General features: G+C 50.3%; 18 protein-coding genes and 1 pseudogene. 16 read left to right on the top strand and 3 right to left on the bottom strand.

Features of this window, described 5'->3' with window-relative positions; genetic code table 11:
- Positions 1-62: 62 nt before the first annotated feature.
- From KDM89_RS14490 to KDM89_RS14480, 3 genes are all read left to right on the top strand, one after another.
- Positions 63-1454, top strand: a complete 1392-nt coding sequence (locus tag KDM89_RS14490) for a replicative DNA helicase (protein WP_212688636.1) — start codon at positions 63-65, stop codon at positions 1452-1454.
- A gap of 69 nt (positions 1455-1523) precedes the next feature.
- Positions 1524-2150, top strand: a complete 627-nt coding sequence (locus KDM89_RS14485) for a DUF47 domain-containing protein (RefSeq protein WP_212688635.1) — start codon at positions 1524-1526, stop codon at positions 2148-2150.
- 88 nt (positions 2151-2238) lie between these two features.
- Positions 2239-3249 (top strand): inorganic phosphate transporter, encoded by a 1011-nt coding sequence (locus KDM89_RS14480; protein ID WP_212688634.1) that lies wholly within the window; start codon positions 2239-2241, stop codon positions 3247-3249.
- Between the two features lie 448 nt (positions 3250-3697).
- On the opposite strand, the gene KDM89_RS14475 is transcribed toward KDM89_RS14480, so the two are convergent.
- The 3 genes from KDM89_RS14475 to KDM89_RS14465 form a co-directional block, all read right to left on the bottom strand.
- A complete protein-coding gene (locus KDM89_RS14475; RefSeq protein WP_212688633.1) occupies positions 3698-4459 on the bottom strand; it encodes a LytR/AlgR family response regulator transcription factor in 762 nt (253 codons plus the stop codon).
- Position 4460: 1 nt separating this feature from the next.
- Positions 4461-5771, bottom strand: coding sequence for a sensor histidine kinase (locus tag KDM89_RS14470; RefSeq protein ID WP_212688632.1), 1311 nt, complete (start codon positions 5769-5771; stop codon positions 4461-4463).
- A 159-nt stretch (positions 5772-5930) separates the two neighbouring features.
- On the bottom strand, positions 5931-8189 hold the full coding sequence (locus tag KDM89_RS14465; RefSeq protein ID WP_212688631.1) for a bifunctional diguanylate cyclase/phosphodiesterase: 2259 nt from the start codon (positions 8187-8189) through the stop codon (positions 5931-5933).
- Positions 8190-8469: 280 nt separating this feature from the next.
- Here KDM89_RS14465 and aroC point away from each other — a divergent pair, with 280 nt between their 5' ends.
- The 13 genes and pseudogenes from aroC to era all read left to right on the top strand — a co-directional run bounded on the left by aroC (position 8470) and on the right by era (position 23533).
- Positions 8470-9543 (top strand): chorismate synthase, encoded by a 1074-nt coding sequence (gene aroC / locus KDM89_RS14460; protein WP_212688630.1) that lies wholly within the window; start codon positions 8470-8472, stop codon positions 9541-9543.
- A gap of 573 nt (positions 9544-10116) precedes the next feature.
- On the top strand, positions 10117-11523 hold the full coding sequence (gene leuC, locus KDM89_RS14455) for a 3-isopropylmalate dehydratase large subunit (protein WP_212688695.1): 1407 nt from the start codon (positions 10117-10119) through the stop codon (positions 11521-11523).
- Positions 11524-11537: 14 nt separating this feature from the next.
- On the top strand, positions 11538-11660 hold the full coding sequence (locus KDM89_RS14450) for an entericidin A/B family lipoprotein (protein ID WP_189358188.1): 123 nt from the start codon (positions 11538-11540) through the stop codon (positions 11658-11660).
- Between the two features lie 2 nt (positions 11661-11662).
- Positions 11663-12316 carry a 3-isopropylmalate dehydratase small subunit gene (gene leuD / locus KDM89_RS14445; RefSeq protein WP_212688629.1) on the top strand — a complete coding sequence of 218 codons (654 nt, stop codon included), beginning with the start codon at positions 11663-11665 and terminating at the stop codon, positions 12314-12316.
- 11 nt (positions 12317-12327) lie between these two features.
- Positions 12328-13401 (top strand): 3-isopropylmalate dehydrogenase, encoded by a 1074-nt coding sequence (gene leuB / locus KDM89_RS14440; protein WP_212688628.1) that lies wholly within the window; start codon positions 12328-12330, stop codon positions 13399-13401.
- A gap of 36 nt (positions 13402-13437) precedes the next feature.
- Complete coding sequence (gene asd, locus KDM89_RS14435; RefSeq protein WP_212688627.1) at positions 13438-14565, top strand: aspartate-semialdehyde dehydrogenase; 1128 nt, start codon at positions 13438-13440, stop codon at positions 14563-14565.
- Positions 14566-14836: 271 nt separating this feature from the next.
- On the top strand, positions 14837-17653 hold the full coding sequence (locus KDM89_RS14430; RefSeq protein ID WP_212688626.1) for a motility hub landmark protein FimV: 2817 nt from the start codon (positions 14837-14839) through the stop codon (positions 17651-17653).
- Positions 17654-17718: 65 nt separating this feature from the next.
- Positions 17719-18543 (top strand): tRNA pseudouridine(38-40) synthase TruA, encoded by an 825-nt coding sequence (gene truA / locus KDM89_RS14425; protein WP_212688625.1) that lies wholly within the window; start codon positions 17719-17721, stop codon positions 18541-18543.
- A 156-nt stretch (positions 18544-18699) separates the two neighbouring features.
- Positions 18700-20493, top strand: a complete 1794-nt coding sequence (gene lepA / locus KDM89_RS14420) for a translation elongation factor 4 (RefSeq protein WP_212688624.1) — start codon at positions 18700-18702, stop codon at positions 20491-20493.
- A complete protein-coding gene (gene lepB / locus KDM89_RS14415; RefSeq protein WP_329604675.1) occupies positions 20490-21401 on the top strand; it encodes a signal peptidase I in 912 nt (303 codons plus the stop codon). The genes lepA and lepB overlap by 4 nt, the downstream gene beginning before the upstream one ends.
- Positions 21402-21416: 15 nt before the next feature.
- Positions 21417-21818 (top strand): DUF4845 domain-containing protein, encoded by a 402-nt coding sequence (locus tag KDM89_RS14410; RefSeq protein WP_329604672.1) that lies wholly within the window; start codon positions 21417-21419, stop codon positions 21816-21818.
- 12 nt (positions 21819-21830) lie between these two features.
- Positions 21831-22583, top strand: a pseudogene (gene rnc, locus KDM89_RS14405) (ribonuclease III); the annotation flags it as partial.
- A gap of 47 nt (positions 22584-22630) precedes the next feature.
- Positions 22631-23533 (top strand): GTPase Era, encoded by a 903-nt coding sequence (gene era, locus KDM89_RS14400; RefSeq protein ID WP_212688621.1) that lies wholly within the window; start codon positions 22631-22633, stop codon positions 23531-23533.
- Positions 23534-23536: the final 3 nt, after the last annotated feature.

The following is a 23536-nucleotide window of genomic DNA, read 5'->3' as shown; positions in this document are numbered from 1 at the left end:
CAGGAACAGTGGCGGCTTGCTTTGCTTCGTTCCGCTGTGAATATGCAGGTATAATGCGCGCCATGAAAGCTGCTTCTGATCCGCAAATTGATGCCCTCCGCGTTCCTCCTCATTCGATTGAGGCGGAGCAATCCGTGCTTGGAGGTTTGTTGCTTGATAATGCCGCATGGGATCGCATTGCCGATTACATCACCGAAGAAGATTTTTACAGGTACGACCACCGTATCATTTTTCAGTGCATGGTCAGGCTGATTAACAGTGCCAAGCCTGCTGACGTGATTACGGTTTATGAAGCACTGACGGTACTGGGCAAGGCGGAAGAGGTTGGAGGTCTGACCTATCTGAACGCGCTGGCGCAAAATACACCTTCCGCTGCCAATATCCGGCGCTATGCTGAGATTGTCCGTGATCGCGGTGTCTTGCGTAAGCTGATTACCGCTGCCGATGAAATTGCTTCGACGGCGCTGGCACCGCAGGGTAAAGAAGTCAAAAAGATTCTGGATGAGGCGGAATCCAAGATTTTTGCCATCGCCGAAGAAGGTTCACGCGGTGCCGCAGGTTTTCAGGCGATTCAGCCTCTGCTGACACAAGTGGTTGAGCGGATTGACGAATTGTATAACCGCGACAATCAGGGCGACATCACCGGTGTGCCTACTGGTTTTGTCGATCTGGATCGTATGACTTCCGGTTTGCAGCCGGGAGATCTGGTGATTGTGGCCGGACGTCCGTCGATGGGTAAAACGGCTTTTTCGCTGAATATCGGTGAAAACGTTGCAATCGACAGCGGTTTGCCTGTCGCTGTATTCTCGATGGAGATGGGCGGTGCGCAGCTTGCGATGCGTATGCTGGGTTCGGTTGGTCGTCTTGATCAGAGCCGTCTGCGGATTGGTAAGCTGAGTGACGAAGACTGGCCTAAACTGACGTATGCGATTCAGAAGATGAATGAAGCGCAGCTGTATATTGATGAGACGCCCGCGCTGAGTCCGATTGAATTGCGCGCACGCTCACGTCGTCTGGCTCGTCAGTGTGGCAAGCTTGGGCTGATTATCGTCGACTACCTGCAGCTGATGTCTGCCAACGTTTCCGGTGAAAACCGTGCGACGGAAATTTCTGAAATTTCGCGAAGCCTGAAAGGGCTGGCGAAAGAGTTGCATTGTCCGGTCATTGCGCTGTCGCAGCTGAACCGCTCGCTGGAGCAACGTCCGAACAAACGTCCTGTGATGTCCGATTTGCGTGAATCTGGCGCTATTGAACAGGATGCCGACGTGATTATGTTTATTTACCGCGATCAGGTGTACAACCCGGATTCGCCCGACAAAGGCACTGCTGAGATTATTATCGGTAAGCAGCGTAATGGTCCGATTGGCAGTGTGCGTCTGACATTCCTCGGTGAATATACGAAATTCGATAATTATGTGGGTTCACTCTCCATTTACGGTGACAGTGAATCCTGATGTGGAACGTTAGTTCTGATTTGTAAGGCCCAAAAGGCAAAACCTTTTTAATTTTTCAGTGAGAAAACAATGTTTGGACGTTTGATGCCAACCGAAGGCAAATTCTTTGACCTGTTCAATCAACACGCTGAGTTGTGTGTGAAAGGCTCGAAAGAGATGCTGGCTTTGATGACGAATTTCGATGATCTCGAAAATCGTGTACACGCGATTGAAGGCGTGGAAAAGCAGGCGGATGCGGTGACCTATAACACGATCGAGCTGTTGCACAAAACTTTCATCACACCACTGGATCGTGATGATATCCACAAGCTGATCACCCGTATGGATGACATTCTGGATCTGCTGGAAGACGCTGGTCAGACTATTTCTCTGTACGATATCCGCGAAGTTACGCCGGAAGCGAAACGTCTGGCTGAGCTGTGCGTGGCATGTACAGAAAAAGTCAAAGTGGCAGTTGGCATGTTGCACAACATGAATAATTCCCGCGACATCCTGACTGTTTGTGAAGAAATTGACCGTCTGGAATCGGATGCGGATCACGTAATGCGCGCTGCGATGTCCAAACTGTTCCGTGATGAACCGGACGTTCGCACACTGATCAAGCTGAAAGCAATCTACGAACTGCTGGAAACAGTAACTGACCGTTGTGAAGACGTGGCGAATATCATCGAAGGTATCGTCGTCGAAAATGCCTGATACGGCGTGAGAAAGCGGCTTGCCGGTACTGGTGGCCGTTCATGCCCTGAGTCAGATCAGGACTTTTTTGAAATATTGAGTAAATTTCATGCAGACTTTACAAATCAGCATTTATGTCATTGCTGCGCTGGTGTTGCTGGCACTGGTGTTCGACTTCATGAACGGGTTTCATGACGCAGCAAATGCAATTGCGACCGTGGTATCGACCGGCGTGTTGAAGCCACAGACCGCAGTGGCAATGGCAGCTTTCTTTAACGTAATTGCGATTTTCTTCTTCAAGCTGAAGGTGGCATCCACCATTGGTAAAGGAACTATTGAGCCTTGGGCGATTGATCACTATGTGATTTTCGGTGCACTCGTCGGTGCGGTGTTCTGGAATCTGGTGACATGGTATTTCGGTATTCCTTCTTCCTCTTCCCATGCGCTGATCGGTGGTCTGGTCGGTTCAGCAGTCGCTAAAGCGGGTACCAGTGCGCTGATTTCCGGTGGTTTGTGGAAAACGATCGCTTTCATTGTATTGTCTCCTACGCTGGGCTTCATACTGGGTTCGCTGATGATGCTCCTTGTGTCGTGGCTGTTCGTCAAATCAACACCTATGAAAGTGGACCGCTGGTTCCGTCGCCTGCAACTGGTTTCTGCTTCGCTGTACAGTCTGGGTCACGGTGGTAATGATGCGCAAAAAACCATGGGTATCATCTGGATGCTGTTGATTGCTGGCGGTTATTCCAGCGCCACGGATACTGCTCCGCCAATGTGGGTGATTCTGTCCTGCTACGGTGCGATTGGTATGGGTACATTGTTCGGTGGCTGGCGTATCGTGAAGACCATGGGTCAGAAAATCACGAAGCTGAAACCGGTCGGTGGCTTCTGTGCTGAAACCGGTGGTGCGATTACCTTGTTTATTGCAACAGCAATGGGTGTTCCTGTTTCGACGACGCACACCATTACCGGTGCGATTGTTGGTGTTGGTTCGTCCCAGAAAATGTCAGCAGTACGCTGGGGTGTTGCAGGTAACATCGTTTGGGCATGGGTGCTGACAATTCCTGCATCGGCATTTGTTGCTGCGATTGCATGGTGGATTGGTACGAAGATCCTGTAATACCTGTTGAAGTATTTACAGGCTGATGTGAAAGCAACAGCCTGATTCAGTCAAAAACGCCTGGCAAACGCCGGGCGTTTTGCTTTTGTCTCGAGTCGTACGCTATCCGTGATCTGTGCTGGCAAGGCAGTCTGCCGATGACTTGCCGGCATTCGCAAAATAAGCGTTAAAATTGCACTAAAATGGTGCGAAATGCGGTGTTCTGCACAGGAAAAACGGTGTCTGCGCTGGTCGTCCGCGAGAATGCTCGCGCTCCGGCAGGGTGGTTTTTTTGCAAATGACGATTTCTGCGTAGTCACAGATATGTCCCGATGTGATCGGGGCCTGTATTCTCTGACGGAGTGTTCCCTGCCAGCGGGCAGGTATGGTGTCCAGCAGACGGGAGTGGGATGCTACGGGAGGGATTTCCGGTGACGAAGTGTCGCCACCGGAAATAAAGGCAGGGGACTTACATTTGCTTAAACAGGTGTACGAAACTGCGACTCACTTCCAGTTTTTCGTTGCTGCCTTTGACCTGCACCAGATGGCGACCGCGAAGATCACGGATGACGCCGGAGATGGCTTTGGCATTGACCAGCGTTGAACGGTGAATCTGCCAGAACAGGGCAGGGTCGAGTTCTTCTGCCAGATCACGTACCGGTTTGCGGATCAGCGCTTCATACGATGCCGTTTGTACCCGCGTGTATTTTTCATCGGACTGGAAAAACAGAATTTCCTCGACCGGAATCAGGCGCAGTTCCTGACCAATCGATGCCTGTATCCATTGCAGATAGTTCGGCTTGCCGATCCCCATTTGCTTTGCCAGCTGACTGATCATCTGACTCATATCCGGTGGCGCAGCATTCGTCTGCAGGCGTGCTTTCAGGCGTTCTACGGTTTTGCTCAGACGTTCGGTATCCGCCGGCTTCAGCACATAATCCACCGCACCGTGCTCAAACGCCTCAACCGCGTACTGGTCGTAAGCCGTGATAAACACAATGTGCGACTGCGTACCAATATCCTTGGCTGCTTCGATGCCGGTTTTGACCGGCATACGGATATCCAGAAAAACCAGATCCGGCTGATGCTGTTGCGTCAGACTGACGGCTTCTTCGCCATTTTTTGCTTCATCCAGAATCTGTAATTCAGGCCAGACTTGTGCAAGCCGGCTGCGCAACTGATCGCGCATTAAACGTTCATCATCAGCCAGTATGGCGGTAGGTGTTTTCATGTTAATCCGCTAATTCATAAGGAATTTCAATTGTGACACAAACACCACTTGGTTGATTCGGCGTAATGATCAGCTGGCCCTGATCTTTGTATAAAAGCTTCAGTCGCTCACGGATATTCTGCAATCCCACACCCGTACCCTTGCTGGTCGATGCACCGAAACCAAGGCCGTCGTCGCTGACACTGACACGCAGGTTTTTGTGGGCGACTTCGGCACGGAAGCGGATCGTGCCGCCTTCCGCTTTACATTCCAGACCGTGTTTGATCGCATTTTCAACCAGTGACTGCAGCATCATTGGCGGGAATGCGGCGGTGCGCAAGCCTTCCGGCATCTGATAATCAATCGTCAGACGTTCTTCCATACGCATTTTCAGCAATTCCAGATAAGCACGGATCATGTCCGCTTCACGTCCCAGATTGGTTGATGCAACCTGATCGCGGATTTGCGGCAAAACGGCGCGCAGGTAGCTGATCAGGCAACGCTGCATGGCAGCTGCGCGGGGCGGATCGGTTTCAATCAGATGCTCTACGGAAGCGAGCGTATTGAACAGAAAATGCGGCTCAACCTGTGCTTGCATCATCTGCACTTTGGCTTCGCTGACCTGACGCAACAGCGACTCGCGTTCTGCGGCAACGCCGGCTTCACGGGCTTTTTCTTCTGCGCGTACTTTGCCACCCATGACCACTTTCATGCCAAACAGACTCAGCACAAACAGCATGACAAAATTAGCAAACCATTTAGATGAAGTTTTGCGGTAACTGCTGATCTCTTCATCCGCTGCATCGGCGACAGCATTGTTAATGTCTTCCCCGATTTCACGTGCCATATCAGGTGGCAGTTTGATATGAATATCATCACCGGACTGAATCACTGCCGGCGGTGCAGGTGGTGCGGTTACCGTACCTTCGCTGGCTGAACCTGTCACGGCTGGCGGCGCTGGCGGTGTGCCGGTGCTGTTTTTTTCGCGAATGCCATGCTCATCAATTTCAATTTCCTTGCCGCCCGAGCCGGGTTTGTTTTTGCGGATACGGATACCGGTATCGTCGATTTGCACGGTGGTGTCGCCATCCGTTGTGGATCGCACTTTATGCTGTTTGCTGCCGCTGTTATTTTTGGTGACAACGACTTCTTCAGAACTGAACAGAGTGTCGTTCAGAATGCCGCCGCCAGCCATCGTCAGAATCGCAAAGATGGCAAATTTCCACCAGGATAACTGCGTCACCCAGGCCGCTGTTTTGTCGAAGGTCCGGCTCAGCCAGCCGCTCAGTTTCGTCAGCACAGTGTGTATGGTTTGTAATGTCGGGTTATTCATGACGAAATACCTTGAGAAATGAAATCAGTTTGGATAAGTGTCAATGTACCGGGATCAGCGTGTTGCCTCCACCGGATTGCGATACGCTGCAAAAACGAGGGGACAGAATGAAAAATGGCGACTGAATTGCAGTCGCCATCGTGTGTCTGATCGCAGGTATCAGCTTGCAGGCCGGGCGGGACCGGCTTTCAGCCAGTCGTGTAAATCCTGTTGCGTCAGTGGTCGCGCATAGAAATAACCCTGCGCCATATGGCAACCGTAATCCATCAGCGTTTTTGCCTGCATATCATTTTCCACGCCTTCCGCAATAACGGATAAGCCCAGATTCTGACCAAGCTGCACAATCATTTTTGCAATGCTGCCTTCGGAACCGTTTTGCTGAATATCGTTGACGAATGCACGGTCAATCTTCAGTTTGTCGACATCCAGTTTTTGCAGATGACTGAGTGAAGAGAAACCGGTACCGAAATCATCAATCGATACACTGACGCCCAGTTGCTTGATCTGATGCAGGGTTTTGATCAGCAGGTCAGGGTCTTTCATCGCCATCGATTCGGTAATTTCCAGTTCGACAAATTGTGGCGGCGCACTGGTGTCTTGCAGCGCTTTGTGCAATGTCTGCATGAACAGCGGATGGGAAAATTGTGCCTGCGACACATTAATCGCCATCTGGAATGTGGTGTAACCCATGTTGCGCAGAGCAACCAGTTCATGCAGTGCGCTGCGTAACACCCATTCACCGATATCGACAATCAGGCCGGAATATTCAGCAATCGGAATAAACTGATCCGGTGGTACGAATTTACCTTCATCGGTACGCCAGCGCAGTAAGGCTTCGGCTCCCAGTGCTTTACCGGTGCGCATATCCACCTGTGGCTGGTAGACCAGAAACAAGCGCTCATGTTCGAACGCTGCACGCAAGGCATGCATCAGCATCACACGTTCGCGGATTTCCACGCCCATACTGCGTGTGAAATACTCATAACCGCCGCGCCGACTGGTTTTTGCACGTTTCAGTGCGATATTGGTATCTTTTAATGCTTCTGAGGCATCACCGTCGTATTCATCCAGTTTGATCAGGCCGATGGTTGCAGTCAGTTGCACATCCTGATGATCGACTTCAAACGGTGTGGTGAATAATTCCAGAATTTTGTCAGGATTGACCTTGTCCTGATGACCGAGCAGCGCAAATGTATCGCTGCCCACACGTGCCAGCTGGCAGTTGTCGCCGAAATGACGGAACAGGCGTTGTGCAACCGCGTACAACAGTAAGTCGCCGAACTGATGGCCGAGCGCATCATTGGTTTCGGCAAAATGGTCGATATCGATCAGTGACAGCGCACTATGCTGCTTGGATGCCGAGCTGAGTGTTTCTCCCAGTGTTTGCAGCAGTTTCAGGCGATTGCCGAGGCCTGTCAGCAAATCGTAAAACGCGTAATTGTGTAAGCGGGAATTCAGGATAACGTTATCCAGACCGACTGAAACATTGCCGCAGAATACATCCAGCAGGCGGCGATCCATTTCATTCAGGTGTACGCCGGAATCCAGATACAGCGCGAAGTCTTTTTTCTCAGTGTTATTGAAATACAGTACCGTCGCATTTTTTTCATACACGCTTTGCTGCTGATGCAAGGCATGATGAATAGCTTCCGGCGCGGATGGCAGTTGCAGCGTTTTCAGTAACTGATTCTGGTAAGACTGATAGTGTTCGGTGCAGGCAATAATTTGCAGGTCATCGGTGTGATGATTATTTTGCAGGTTTGCAGGACGAATGCAGACAAAGCCTTCGCATCCGAGGCCAAGCAGGCTGGTAATTTGCGTCAGCACGCCACTGGCAAAATTGTGCAGGCCGTGGGTTGCCATCAGCTCCGTGCTGGCATTAATAATCATTTCCAGACCGCGACGGCTGGAACTGATGGAGCAAATCTGTTCATAGGAGCGGATGGCAGATGTCACCGCTGTGTACAGTTTGGTACGGGTCAGCTCAGATTTGGTTTTGTAATCGTTGATGTCGTAATCGCGGATCGCATCGATTTCCGGTGCGTAACCCGGCTGACCGGTGCGCAGAATGATGCGCACATCTGCTAACCCCAGTGTTTTACGGATGTAATTCACCAGTTGCAGACCAGCGTCTTCGTGCTCCATCACCACATCAAGCAGAATGATCGCAATGTCTTTTTCTTTTTGCAGGATTTCACGCGCTTCTGCTGCAGAATATGCGTGCAGAAAACTGAGCGGGCGGTGCTGAATTTCAAGGCTGCCAAGCGCAAAAGTGGTTGCAGAATGCACATCAGGATCATCATCAATGATCATAATGCGCCAGCTTCCCTGTGCAGCAGAGTCAGCCGATGCTTCACTTGCGTCCGGTTCATCCAGAAACACCAGATCGTCTTCATTGGACTGAATCGGGGAATTCATCTGCAACACCGCTCCATGCTTGGCATTTTTATTGATTGTGCATTACTGCAAAATTTGTATTGAACAGAACTATGACATCAATTCAGGCTGTAGCCAAGCCTCATTCCTTGGGATTTGGCAATAATAAAACAGCTTTTGCGCTGTGCAGATTAGCGACGGCGGATATTGTGGTTTCTGCGTAAAAGTGAAATTAACGAAATCCGCTTGCCATTGTCAGGAAAAGGCGCTTCAGGAAGCTGTTAGAATCAGGGAATCCTTTATCACTGACAGCAAACTCATCATGTCTGGCAATACATTCGGTACTCTGTTTACGGTAACAACTTTTGGTGAATCTCACGGCCCGGCAATTGGCTGTATCGTTGATGGCTGCCCGCCGGGCTTGCCTTTAAGCGAGGCAGATATACAGCTTGAGCTCGACCGCCGCCGCCCCGGCACTTCACGTCACGTCACGCAACGTCAGGAACCGGATACGGTGGAAATCCTGTCCGGCGTATATCAGGGTGTGACAACAGGAACACCGATTTCTTTGCTGATCCGCAATCAGGACCAGCGCAGTAAAGACTACGGCAATATCACGGATTCTTTCCGTCCCGGCCATGCCGATTTCACTTACTGGAAAAAGTACGGCATCCGCGATCCGCGCGGTGGCGGACGTTCGTCTGCACGGCTGACTGCGCCGGTCGTGGCTGCAGGTGCTATCGCCAAAAAATGGTTGCTGGCGAAATTCGGCACCACCTTTACCGGTGGCATGCGTCAGATTGGTGAAGTCGTGATTCCGTTTCAATCCTGGGAACATGTGAATCAGAATCCGTTTTTCGCGCCAACTGCAGATGCTGCTGTGCTGCAGCAGCTGGAAGATTATATGGACAGCATTCGTAAAGAAGGCGATTCCATTGGCGCGCGCGTGGATGTGGTTGCGCAACATGTTCCTGCCGGTCTGGGCGAGCCGATTTATGACAAGCTGGACGCTGAAATCGCGTATGCGATGATGGGTGTCAACGCAGTGAAGGGGGTGGAGATTGGCGACGGTTTTGGCTGTATCGGTCAAAAAGGTTCGCAGCACGGTGATGAACTGACCGAGGCCGGTTTTCTGAGTAATCATGCTGGCGGTGTGCTTGGTGGTATTTCCACCGGTCAGGATATTGTTGTGTCGATGGCGATTAAGCCGACGTCGTCGATCCGCATTCCGCGCCGCTCGCTGGATGTCAACGGTGATCCTGTGATGGTGGAAACCTTCGGTCGCCATGATCCTTGCGTTGGTATCCGCGCAACACCAATTGCAGAAGCGATGCTGGCGCTGGTGCTGATGGATCACGCTTTGCGCCATCGTGCGCAGTGCGGCGAAAAAGTATAAGCACACGCAATCCGTTGGTCTCACGGATCAGATACCGCGGTCCGAAAAAAAGCACTGCAACCGGTCAACGGCGCAGTGCTTTTTCTTTTGTGTTTGGTAGTAGCTTCTGAAAACACGTAAAACTGCCTGAATGCGCAGTTCTGCATAGCGATTCGGCGGTCGTCGGCAGAAAGTCCGGGCCTTCGGAAATGGGTTTTGACGATATTTGCACAGTGCAGCGGGGCTGTCGTTGTGATGCGGGCTCAGATTGAAGCAGCCGTAAATTTGTCACCGTGCCCATGGAGAGTCACCTTCACTGGTATGGTCACGGCGGAGGTTTACGGGTGGACGAATCTCGTGTGAATGCGGATGTTTTAAGATGCTTCCTGAATAAATTTCAGTGTTTTTTTGAATTAGTCGAAATTTTCCGCTGAAAATACCGATTTCATGCGGATAAAGTTATTTTTGTTTGGTGTGAATATGCACCAAAGTGGTCTGTTCTTGGTTTTGCGTTGCACAAATGTGGCATAATCAAATGCGAATTCTGTGACAGACACAGACGGTTTACCACTCTCAACAGGCAGGTAAGGAATGATGCTTAAAACGCTTTACGACAAGTTATGGGAATCTCATGTAGTGCATACTGAGGATGACGGAACAACGATTCTATATATCGACCGTCATCTGCTACATGAAGTGACCAGTCCGCAAGCGTTTGAAGGCTTGAAAATCGCGGGTCGCACACCGTGGCGTAACGCCGCCAATCTGGTAGTCGCTGATCACAATGTGCCGACCACAAACCGCGCGAATGGTATCGATGATCCGGTATCGCGCCTGCAGGTGGAAACGCTGGATGGCAATGCGCGTCAGTTTGGTCTGACGTATTTTGGTATGAATGATAAGCGTCAGGGCATCGTTCACGTGATCGGCCCTGAGCAGGGGGCAACGCTGCCGGGTATGACTGTTGTGTGCGGCGACTCCCACACTTCCACCCACGGCGCGTTTGGCTGTCTGGCGCATGGCATCGGCACCTCTGAAGTCGAGCATGTGCTGGCAACCCAGACCCTGATCGCAAAAAAATCCCGTTCCATGCTGGTACAGATTGATGGCGTATTGCAGGCCGGTGTGACCGCGAAAGACATTGTACTGGCTGTCATCGGGCAGATCGGTACAGCAGGCGGCACTGGCTATGCGATTGAATTTGCCGGCTCCGCGATTCGCGGCCTCAGCATGGAAGGCCGTATGACGATTTGTAATATGGCGATTGAAGCCGGTGCCCGTGCCGGTATGGTGGCGGTGGATCAGACCACGATCGATTATGTCAAAGGCCGTCCGTTCTCTCCGGTCGGCCCGCAATGGGATCAGGCTGTTGCTTACTGGAAGACACTGCACTCCGATCAGGGCGCACGCTTTGATATGGTGGTGACACTGCGCGCTGAAGAAATTCAGCCGCAAATTACCTGGGGTACATCGCCGGAAATGGTGTTGCCGGTCGAAGGACGTGTTCCTGATCCTGACCACGAAAAAGATCCGGTGAAGCGTGATGCGATTGAAAAAGCGCTGGTGTATATGGATCTGAAACCGAATACAGCGATGTCGGATATCCGTATCGATAAAGTGTTTATCGGTTCCTGCACCAATTCCCGTATCGAAGATTTACGCGAAGCCGCCGCTGTTGTGCGTGGCAAATTCCGCGCCAGCAATGTGAAGCTGGCCATGGTGGTGCCGGGTTCCGGCCTGGTGAAAGAGCAGGCGGAACGTGAGGGGCTCGATAAAATCTTTAAGGACGCTGGTTTTGAATGGCGTGAACCGGGTTGCTCTATGTGTCTGGCGATGAATGCCGACCGTCTTGAGCCGGGTGAGCGTTGTGCTTCCACGTCGAACAGAAACTTTGAAGGCCGTCAGGGGCAGGGCGGTCGTACGCATCTGGTATCGCCCGCAATGGCAGCTGCTGCAGGTGTGGCAGGGCATTTTGTCGATGTCCGTCGCCTGACGAAATGACAGAAGGAAAAATCATGAAAAAATTTGCATTCATGTTGCTGTGTGTTTGTGTTCTTGCCGGTTGCAATACCGTGCAGGGAATCGGGAAAGATGTGAAAAAAGCCGGTGAAGCGGTAGAAGGTCTCGGGAAGAAATAAGCATGCAAAAGTTTACTATTGTTGATGGTCTTGTTGCACCGCTGGACCGGGCGAATGTCGATACTGACGCCATTATTCCTAAGCAGTTTCTGAAATCCATTCAGCGCACCGGTTTTGGTCCTAACCTGTTTGATGAGTGGCGTTATCTGGATCATGGCGAACCGGGAATGGATAACAGCAAGCGTCCGCTGAATCCGGAGTTTGTGCTGAATGAGCCGCGCTATCAGGGTGCATCAGTTTTACTGACCCGTAAAAATTTCGGTTGCGGTTCGTCGCGTGAACATGCGCCGTGGGCGCTGGAACAATACGGTTTCCGCGCGATTATTGCGCCAAGTTTTGCTGACATCTTTTTTAATAATTGTTTTAAGAATGGTGTTTTGCCGATTGTGCTGACGGAAGTGCAGGTAGATCAGCTGTTTAACGAAGTACGTGCCTTCCCGGGTTTTCGTCTGGTGATTGATCTGGAAGCGCAGACCGTTTCCACTGTCAACGGATCGCAGTCTTATGCGTTTAACGTTGACCCTTTCCGGAAATACTGCCTGCTGAATGGTCTGGATGATATTGGCCTGACACTGCGCCATGAGCAAAAGATCCGCAGTTATGAAGAGCAGCATCTGACACGTTTCCCGTGGCTGTCGAATACTATTCAGTCCTGAAGGAAAACAATATGAAAATTGCAGTATTGCCGGGTGACGGCATTGGTCCTGAGATTGTTGCGCAAGCAGTCAGTGTACTGAATGCGCTGGACGAAAAATTTGAAATGGAAACCGCACCGGTCGGTGGTGCAGGTTATGAGGCGGCCGGACATCCGTTGCCGGAAGCAACGCTGAAGCTGGCGCAGGAAGCGGATGCTGTTCTGTTCGGCGCGGTTGGCGACTGGAAATACGATACGCTGGAACGCGCACTGCGCCCTGAGCAGGCAATTCTGGGATTGCGCAAAAATTTAAAATTGTTTGCGAATCTGCGTCCGGCAATCCTGTATCCTGAACTGGCGGGTGCATCAACACTGAAGCCGGAAGTGGTGTCCGGTCTGGATATTCTGATTATTCGCGAACTGACCGGTGACATTTATTTTGGCCAGCCACGCGGTGTGCGTACTTGTCCGGATGGTCCGTTTCAGGGTGAGCGCGAAGGTTTTGACACCATGCGCTATGCAGAAACGGAAATCCGCCGTATCGCGCACGTGGCGTTTCAGACTGCGCAAAAACGTGGCGGCAGACTGACCAGTGTTGATAAGGCAAATGTGCTGGAAACTTTCCAGTTCTGGAAAGACATCGTGATCGATGTGCATCGCGAATATCCGGATGTCGCACTGGAGCATATGTATGTCGATAATGCTGCGATGCAACTGGTGCGTGCGCCAAAGAAATTCGACGTGATCGTTACCGGCAATATGTTCGGCGATATTTTGTCGGACGCCGCCGCAATGCTGACCGGCTCTATTGGTATGCTGCCAAGTGCGTCGCTGGATGCCAATAACAAAGGTTTGTATGAACCATCACATGGTTCTGCGCCGGATATCGCAGGCAAAGGGATCGCGAATCCGCTGGCAACAATTTTGTCGGCAGCAATGATGCTGCGCTATTCGCTGAATAAAGCGGAGCAGGCAGATCGTATTGAGGCAGCAGTGAAAAAAGTATTGGCAGCTGGCTTGCGTACTCCGGATATTTACGAGCCGGGTACGACAAAAGTTGGTACTGCTGAAATGGGACAGGCAGTCGTGGCAGCCTTGTCTGAGTGAGTGAACGACGCAGTTTTCTGCGCTTTTTAGGGAAAAATGATGAAACTGGTAGGCTTGGTAGGTTGGCGTGGTATGGTCGGTTCCGTTCTGATGCAGCGCATGCAGGAAGAGAGGGACTTTGACCATATTGAACCCGTATTCTTTTCTACATCCAATGCAGGCGGCACAGCACCTGCAATGGCAAAGAACGAAAAGACGCTGAAGGACGCGAACAATATTGATGAGCTGAAGAAGTGCGACATCATTATTACCTGCCAGGGCGGTGATTATACGAATGAAGTATTCCCGCAACTGCGTGCAGCCGGCTGGAATGGTCACTGGATTGACGCGGCTTCCAGCTTGCGCATGAAAGATGATGCAGTGATTATTCTGGATCCGGTCAATCTGCCAGTCATCAAAAATGCGCTGAGTAAAGGTCAGAATAACTGGATCGGTGGTAACTGCACCGTCAGCTGTATGCTGATGGGTGTCGGCGCGCTGTATAAAGCCGGTCTTGTGGAGTGGATGAGCACACAGACGTATCAGGCTGCTTCCGGCGGCGGTGCGCAGCATATGCGTGAATTGCTGACGCAGTATGGCAAATTGCATGCTGAAGTGCGCGATCTGCTGGATGATCCTAAGAGTGCGATTCTGGAAATTGACCGTAAGATCATCGCAAAGCAACGGGGCTTCGGTGCGGATGAAGTCGCGAATTTCGGTGTGCCACTCGGTGGTTCCCTGATCCCGTGGATTGATAAAGATCTTGGTAACGGCACTTCCCGCGAAGAGTGGAAAGGCATGGCGGAAACCAACAAGATTCTGGGTCTGGGCGAGGGCTTTGGCTCTGCGCCGATTCCGGTGGATGGTTTCTGTGTTCGTGTCGGCGCAATGCGCTGCCATAGCCAGGCACTGACTTTCAAGCTGAAGAAAGATGTGCCTGTTGACGAAATCGAGGGTATGATCGCGGCGGATAATCCGTGGGCGAAAGTTGTGCCGAATAATCGTGAAGCGACCATTCGTGATCTGACACCGGTTGCAGTCACCGGCACACTTACCATTCCTGTGGGGCGTGTGCGTAAGCTGGCGATGGGACCAGAATACGTTGGTGCATTTACGATCGGCGATCAGTTGCTGTGGGGTGCTGCAGAACCTCTGCGTCGTATGTTGCGCATACTGATAGATTGATTTTTATGAAATTCGTGTAAGAAAGTGAAAAAGAGGGCGTCAGCCCTCTTTTTTTCTTGTATAAACACGCGCTGACTTAAAAACAGGAGTGTTAAAGCGCTGCAACGTTTCTGGTGCGGGCCGCCTGCCTTCTGTAATTGATGTATTTACCATGTGCATAAATAGCGGTAAGCTTGCAGCGCAAAGATGGCATTTACATCCTTGAAAAAATCTGAATTTGTGTAGTTTTAGCAAACTTTGTTGTTTGTTTCCTCCCGAATTGTCTGACAATATGCAAAAACAAAAAAGAAAATCCGTTATTTCTCTGGGGCGTAATGCACTGAGCGTCGCCGTTGCTTCTGCTATGCTGTTTGCGGCGGATGCGAGCGCAACCGGCATGGGGCGACTGACGGTATTGTCAGCACTCGGACAACCGTTAAAAGCTGAAATTGAACTGACTTCCCCGAATAAAGAGGAACTTGGTTCTCTGACGCCGAAACTGGCATCGCCGGAGGCATTTAAACGTGCCAATATTGAATTCAATGCAGCATTATTGTCGTTGCAGTTTGGTATCGAGCAGCGCGGCAATAACTACATCATTAAAGTGACATCCAGTCAGCCGATGAATGAACCATTCGTCGATATGCTGCTGGAACTCAATTCGTCGAACGGAAAGTTGCTGCGTGAATACACTTTCCTGCTTGATCCGGTTGATCTCCGCACAGGACAGTCTGCACAGGTAGCAGCAAAAAATGGCGCATCACAGATTCGTACAGCCCCTCAGCCTGTGCAATCAGTTCCTGCTCAGCAGGCAGCAAAAAAGCAAGTGGCGGCTGCAAATCCATCTCAGCCGCCAGCAAAAACAGCTGCTGAACATGCTGTAAAGCCTGGTGAGACTCTCAGTAAAATCGCAGGAGCATATCGCTCAGAAGGTGTTTCGCTTGATCAAATGCTGGTTGCTTTATATAAAGCGAATAAAGATGCATTTGTTGGCAGCAATATGAACCGTTTGCGTGCTGGCCAGATTCTGCAAATTCCTGATACCGAATCGGTAAAAGCAACTGCACCAAATGCGACCGAGGCACACTCGGTTGTGATTGCACATTCGAATGATTTCAGTGCATACCGTGGCAAACTGGCTGAACAGGTTGAGCGTGCACCAGCAGCACGTACCGCACCTGCGAAACAGGCTGCAAGCGGAAAAATTACCGCTAAAGTAAAGGAAACTCCGACCCCGAGTGCGGAATCCCCAGATAAGCTGAAACTTTCCAAGGCAGAAGCAGGTAATAAGGCTGCTGCTGAGGCAGAGAAAATTGCGAAAGAAAAAGCAGTAGCCGAGGCAAACAGCCGCGTTAAAGAGCTGGAAAAAAATGTCGGTGAGTTGCAAAAGCTGCTGGACGTTAAAAATAAAGATCTTGCTGCAAAAGAAGCCGAGCTGACAGCGAAATCAGTGAAAAAAGATGGCAAGGAAGTAAAAGAAGCAGAGAAACCTGTTGCTCAGCCCGTACCGGTAGTCGCTTCTACTGCAGCAACAGCATCTGCCCCCGCAGCAGTGCAGGCATCAGCAGTGGCGTCGGCTCCAGCCGTTGCCAGTGCTTCTGCGTCGGCTAGTGCTGAAAAGCCACGTCGTCGCCCGGTTGCTCCGCCACCACCACCACCGCCTGAGCCGAGTTTCTTCGAAAGCTTGTCTGACTGGGCAATGCCTGCGGGCGCCGGATTAATCGCAATACTGGCTGGCGTTGGTTTGTGGGCTAATCAGCGTCGCAAAAAGCAACAGCAATTTGAAGACAGTATTCTTACTGGTTCCAGTATGAAAGCGAACTCGATGTTCGGTTCAACTGGCGGTCAGAGTGTGGATACAAATAACAGCGTGTTCAATTCCAACTTTGCTCCGTCTGCCAGTCAACTGGATGCCAATGAGGTGGATCCTGTTGCGGAGGCTGATGTTTACATTGCTTACGGTCGTGACACGCAGGCGGAAGAAATTCTGAAGGAAGCGTTGCGAACACAGCCTGATCGCCATGCCGTGCGCTTGAAATTGCTGGAAATTTACTTTGCGCGTAAGGACTCCCGTCAGTTTGAACGTGTGGCCAGTGAGCTGTATGGAATGACCAGCGGTACCGGCGAAGAGTGGGCGCAGGCAGCATCGATGGGTGTCTCGCTGGAGCCAACGAATCCGCTGTATGCCGGCGGTCAGTCTAAAGAAGCGCCTGTTTCTGATGCTGGCATCGGTATGCCTACGCATCCGCTGGAGGATTTAGATCCGGAGGCCTTGCTTTCAAATTCGATGTCTAAGGATATGCTGGAGGCGATCAGTATTATTGATACCGCGACTAAACCTGGTCCGCAAGTTGAAGAAGCTGCTCCTGTTATGGCGACAGAATCTGGTCCTGCCGTGATTGATACTTCCGCACTGGACTTTGATCTCGGTTTTGGCGATGACGTACCTGCTGTGCCTGAATTACCTGCGAATTCACCTGCAGCTGAGCCAGTTGTGAAAAACGATGAGCCGGATTTGGGTGTGATTGACTTTGATTTCGGTGAACCTGAAACGCCGGCTGTTCAACCTGAATCAGTCGTACAAAGCGAGCCTGAGTTATCTGTAGCCGACGACAATAGTCTCGATTTTACGTTGCCGGAATTGGAACTGAATGTGGTTCCAAATGAAAGTATTCCGGATCTGAGCGCAATGTCTTTTGACGATGGTGTGCCAAAACTGGATGCAGAGGTTTCGCTGGCAGACGAGCATGCAGGCGATGAGGTTCCGGTACTTGATTTTGCAATCGAAGAATCTGTGCCGTCCGATCTGACTTCTGATGTTCCTGCGGTTGATGCGCAGGCTTCGGCATTCGAATTTGATTTATCTGGTATCGACCTGAATCTTGATCCTTCGCCAGTTGCGAATGAGATTGCAGATATTCCGACCGCTGATGCTGGTCCGGAATCCGAGCCAGAGAACGCTGAAATGTCTACGAAGCTGGATCTGGCAGTGGCTTATCAGGAAATTGGTGATCGTGAAGGCGCACGAGAGTTGCTTGAAGAGGTTGTTCGCGGTGGTAATGCAGAGCAACGCGAACGCGCAAATGCGATGTTGTTGCAACTTGCCTGATTTTCGTCCATGATGCGCGGGCGCTGACGCAGGTCGGCGCCCGTTTTCTTTTTGTGGGATTAGATGTGAAACGTATCGTTTTGGGAGTGCAGTACGACGGGAATTCGTGGCGTGGTTGGCAAAAGCAGCCTTCCGGCGATACGGTTCAGGATGTGCTTGAGCGAGCATTAAAACAATTTACCAATCAGGCTGTTCATACGACTTGCGCCGGCAGGACAGATGCAGGTGTGCATGGACTTGAGCAGGTTGTGCACTTTGATACCGAACTGATACGCACCCCTTATTCATGGGTGAACGGCGTAAATGCATTTCTGCCTTCCTCGGTTGCAGTTCAATGGGCTAAGGAGCTCGACTGTGATCCTGTGTCTCCGGAGGCGTTTCATTCCCGTTTCAGTGCCAGAGCGCGCACCTATCATTATGTTCTGCATAATAATAAGATTCGGTCCCCTTTATGGGGGGGCAGGGCAGGCTGGGTGTTTCGTGAACTGAATTTGGAAAAAATGCAGGCGGGCGCAGCATATTTGCTTGGCGAACATGACTTTTCAGCATTCCGTGCTGCGGAATGTCAGGCGAAATCGCCGGTTAAGCATATGTACAGTATTGATATCCGGCAGCATGGCGATATGTTTATTTTTACGCTGAAGGCGAGTGCATTCCTTCATCATATGGTCAGGAATATTGTGGGCTCACTGGTGTTTGTCGGTACAGGTAAGCGTGAGCCGGAATGGATGCATGAGTTGCTGGAGGCAAAGGACCGAAGCTTGGCTGCACCTACCTTTATGCCGGATGGCTTGTATCTTGCGCACATTGAATACGATCCGGTCTGGCAGTTGCCTCAGCAGAAACAAATATTGCTACCGGGATTCTTGTCGTTTTTGCCCGCCGACTGAGTGGATTCTCGGACTAATCACGGATTTCTGACTCGAAATCCGGTAAAATGACGCTTTGCAAAAAAGACTGGCAGGCGCCCGCCTGGGATTGAGCCCAGACCGGAGCGCTTTTTTTTAGCCGGTTTTTGCTGTGCTTTCGAATTGAATTGTTACCCAATGAATAACATCCGGAATTTTTCTATTATTGCTCATATCGACCACGGTAAATCTACCCTGGCTGATCGTATTATTCAGTTGTGCGGCGGACTTTCTGACCGTGAAATGGAAGCACAGGTGCTGGATTCGATGGATATCGAGCGTGAGCGCGGTATTACGATTAAAGCGCAAACAGCTGCGCTGAATTACAAGGCCAAAGACGGTAAAGTTTACAATCTGAATCTGATTGATACCCCAGGGCACGTTGACTTCAGTTATGAGGTGAGCCGCTCTTTGTCTGCTTGTGAAGGAGCGCTGTTGGTCGTCGATGCATCGCAGGGTGTTGAGGCGCAGACAGTTGCAAACTGCTACACGGCAATTGATCTGGGTGTGGAAGTCGTACCGGTTCTGAATAAAATCGACTTGCCTTCAGCTGACCCGGATAACGCGACAAAAGAAATTGAGGATGTTATCGGTATTGATGCGACGGATGCAGTGCATTGCTCCGCAAAAACCGGTCTGGGCGTGGCAGATGTTCTTGAGTCGCTGATTGCAAAAGTGCCAGCCCCGGAGGGTGATCCGTCTGCACCGCTGCAGGCCTTAATTATCGATTCGTGGTTTGATAATTACGTTGGTGTCGTGATGCTGGTACGTATTGTTAACGGCACGCTGCGTCCGAAAGACAAAATTCTGCTGATGGCGACTGAGGCTCAGCATCTGGTTGAGAGTGTTGGTGTATTTACGCCGAAGTCGTTGTCCCGCGACTCTCTGGTGGCAGGTCAGGTGGGTTTCATTATTGCTGGCATCAAGGAGCTGAAAGCAGCCAAAGTCGGTGATACGATTACGACGGTAGCAAATAAAGCAAAAGAACCATTGCCTGGTTTTAAAGAAATTCAGCCACAGGTGTTTGCAGGTTTATTCCCGGTTGAGGCAAACCAGTACGACGCGCTGCGTGAATCTCTGGAAAAACTGAAGCTGAATGATGCGGCGCTGATGTTTGAGCCGGAAGTTTCTCAGGCGCTGGGCTTCGGTTTCCGCTGTGGCTTCTTGGGCTTACTGCATATGGAAATTGTGCAGGAACGACTTGAGCGCGAATTCGACATGGATCTCATTACAACTGCTCCGACAGTGGTTTATGAGGTTGTGATGGCTGACGGATCGATTATTCAGGTCGATAATCCGGCAAAGATGCCTGATCCATCTAAAGTTGAAGAAATCCGTGAACCGATTGTTTCAGTCAATTTGTATATGCCACAAGAGTACGTAGGGGCAGTGATTACCCTGTGTACTCAGAAGCGTGGTGTTCAGATGGATATGGCGTACCACGGCCGGCAAGTGAAGCTCACTTATGATTTGCCAATGGCTGAAATCGTGCTGGATTTCTTTGATCGTTTGAAATCGATTTCGCGCGGATATGCATCCATGGATTACGAATTCAAAGAATATCGCCATGCTGATGTTGTGAAAGTCGACATGCTGATCAACAGCGAAAAAGTTGATGCATTGGCGATTATCGTTCACCGCGCCAACAGTCAGTATCGCGGACGTGCGGTAGCAGCGAAAATGCGTGAACTGATTCCGCGTCAGATGTTTGATGTCGCCATTCAGGCCGCAATCGGATCCAATATCATTGCTCGTGAAAACGTCAAAGCGATGCGTAAAAATGTTCTGGCCAAATGTTATGGCGGCGATATCAGCCGTAAGCGTAAATTGCTTGAGAAGCAAAAGGCTGGTAAAAAACGGATGAAACAAGTGGGTTCCGTTGAAGTACCGCAGGAAGCATTCCTTGCAATCTTACAGGTGGAAGAAAAATAATGTTTCAGTCTTTACTGACAAATTTTGCACTGATTTTACTGATACTGACGGTAGTGACAGGCGTTATCTGGACGCTCGATTTATTCGTTCTTTCAAAAAAGAGGCGTGAAGCTGCGGAAAAAGCGCTTGCTGAATATGATCAGCGCGAAGCAAAGCTGGCGGCGGATGGTGTTCGAATGGATACCAATAAACGCGAAGAAATTGCGTCAAGTCTTCTGCGTCAGCCAGTCTGGATTGAATACTCAGGTAGCTTTTTTCCTGTAATTTTGCTGGTTTTCGTATTGCGTTCATTCTTGTTTGAACCATTTAAGATCCCGTCAGGCTCAATGCTGCCAACCTTGTTTGTTGGCGACCTTATTCTGGTGAATAAATTTACATACGGCATTCGCCTGCCGGTGATCAATAAAAAAGTTATTGAGATTGGGCAACCGCAGCGCGGCGATGTCATGGTATTCAAATATCCGATGGACCCTCAGGTTGACTACATCAAGCGCGTTGTCGGTGTTCCAGGCGATAAAGTTGAATACAAAAATAAGCGACTGACCATCAACGGGAAGCTCGCCTCTTATGAGCCACTCCAGGATTTTCTGGGTGACAATAATCTGGAGTATTCCAGACAGTTCAGAGAAAATTTGCTCGGTGTTCAGCACCATATTCTGAATAATGATGATTCTCCGGTTTGGGTTGAAAAACCGATGAAGTTTCCGGGACGTGAAAACTGTGTATACGATAACGAAGGTTTCACCTGTACTGTGCCGCAGGGGCAGTATTTTATGATGGGTGATAATCGTGACCGTAGTGCAGATAGCCGCTACTGGGGATTTGTACCGGATGAAAATATTGTTGGTAAAGCGTTTTTTATCTGGATGAATCTCGGTAATATCCGTCGTATTGGCAGTTTCCAGTAATTTAAGCAAAGGACAATGATGATGAGCAAAAATGCATTGAAACTGAAGTCCCGTCAGCAAGGTCTTTCGCTGGTTGGATTAGTTTTGTCGCTTGGTGTTCTGGTTGTGCTTGCCATGGTAGCGATGAAAGTTGTTCCTACAGCTATTGAGTACAGCTCGATTAAAAAAGCGATCGTTGCCGCAAAAAATGGTGCAAGTACGCCACGTGAAGTGCAGGTGGCATTTGATAAGCAGGCAGAAGTTGGCTATATCACATCGATTGCAGGTAAAGACCTGCAATTCACGAAGGGTGATGATGGCATGGAAGTGAGCTTTTCCTATCAGAAAAAGATTCCTTTGGTGGGACCTGCCAGTTTATTGCTCGAGTATGAGGGAACTACAGCCCGTTCCGGTGTTGTTGCTAAAAAGCCGGAGTAAGCGAAATAAAATATGAATTTACAAGTATTGCAAAAGAGACTGGGGCACCAGTTCAGTAACCCCGCTTTATTGCAGCAGGCATTAACACACCGCAGTCACAGCGGTACCCATAATGAGCGCCTTGAATTCCTTGGGGATTCGGTGCTCAATTGTGTGGTTGCAGCATTGTTATTTGAAAGTTTTGCTGATATCGACGAAGGCGATTTATCGCGCGTCCGGGCAAATCTGGTCAAACAACAATCGTTGTTCGAAATTGCCCAGCGGCTCGAGTTATCGCAGTTTCTCCGTCTTGGTGAAGGTGAGCTGAAGTCTGGTGGTTTTCGTCGTCCTTCGATTCTGGCTGATACGCTTGAGGCATTGTTCGGTGCGATCTACCTTGATGCAGGTTTTGATGCGGCAAAAGTAGTGATTGTGGCTTTATATCAGCCAGTGCTGACTTCGGTCGATCCGTCTACACTGGGTAAAGATGCTAAAACTTTGCTGCAGGAATTTCTGCAAAGTAAAAAAATCGCCTTGCCTCAATACAATGTCGTAGCAACACACGGTGCTGCCCATAATCAGGAATTTGAAATTGAGTGTCTGGTGCCTAAACTGGATATTCAGGTATTCGGTACAGGTGGCAGTCGTCGCGCCGGTGAGCAGGCAGCAGCGAAACTGGCGCTGGAAACAGCGATTGCGACGCTGGCAAAAACACCCGCTGCCAGGAAATCCCGTGCACGCAGCCCGCAAATGAAACTGGCGGGCATTGGAACTGTTCAACCGGAGCCACAGGCCGGTGCAGACCATACAACTCAATCTGAATAGGTATACCCATGCAGGAAATAACAGAAAATCCCGGATTCCGATGCGGGTATATTGCTATTGTCGGTCGTCCGAATGTTGGCAAATCCACGCTGATGAATCAGTTGATTGGTGCAAAAGTCAGCATTACATCGCGTAAGGCGCAAACTACCCGTCACCGTATCACCGGTGTTCAGACCAAAGAACAAACGCAGTTTGTCTACATTGATACACCCGGATTTCAGACCCGCCATTCGAACGCACTGAACCGCACGCTGAACCGTACCGTAACGACGACGCTGACTGCGGTGGATGTGGTTCTTTATATTGTTGAAGCGGGTACATTTGGTGATGCCGACCGGCAGGTCATTGAGCTGCTGCCAAAAAATGTGCCATGCATTCTCGTTATCAACAAAGCAGACCGCATGAAAGATAAGGCTGTACTGATGCCGTTTGCACGTCAGGTTGCCGATGCATTTGAATTCAAGGCAGTTGTCCCTGTTTCAGCGAAGCAGCGTTTCCAGCTGGATCGTCTGGAGAGTGTCGTGCGCGATTTCCTTCCGGAAAATCCGCCGATGTTCGGTGAAGATGATATTACCGATCGCAGCGAGAAATTCTTGGCAGCCGAAATCGTGCGGGAAAAAGTATTCCGCTTTGTCGGTGATGAGCTGCCGTATACGAGCACTGTCATCATTGAGAAATTCGAGCAGGAAGGTGATTTGCGTCGTGTATTCGTTGCGATTCTGGTGGATCGTGACAGTCACAAAGCCATGCTGATTGGTCACAAAGGTGCGCGCCTGAAAGAGATTTCCACTCAGTCCCGTATCGATATGGAAAAACTGTTTGGTGGCAAAGTGTATCTGGAAGTCTGGGTGAAAGTGAAATCAGGCTGGGCGGACAATGAAGCTGGCCTGCGCGCTTACGGCTACGAATAAAAA

Origin of the sequence: Cognatundibacterium luofuense, from assembly GCF_018139685.1 — a bacterium.
Lineage (GTDB): Bacteria > Pseudomonadota > Gammaproteobacteria > Burkholderiales > Burkholderiaceae_D > Undibacterium > Undibacterium luofuense.
Note: the sequence above shows the minus strand (reverse complement) of the source record. Positions and strands in the feature narration are given on the sequence as shown.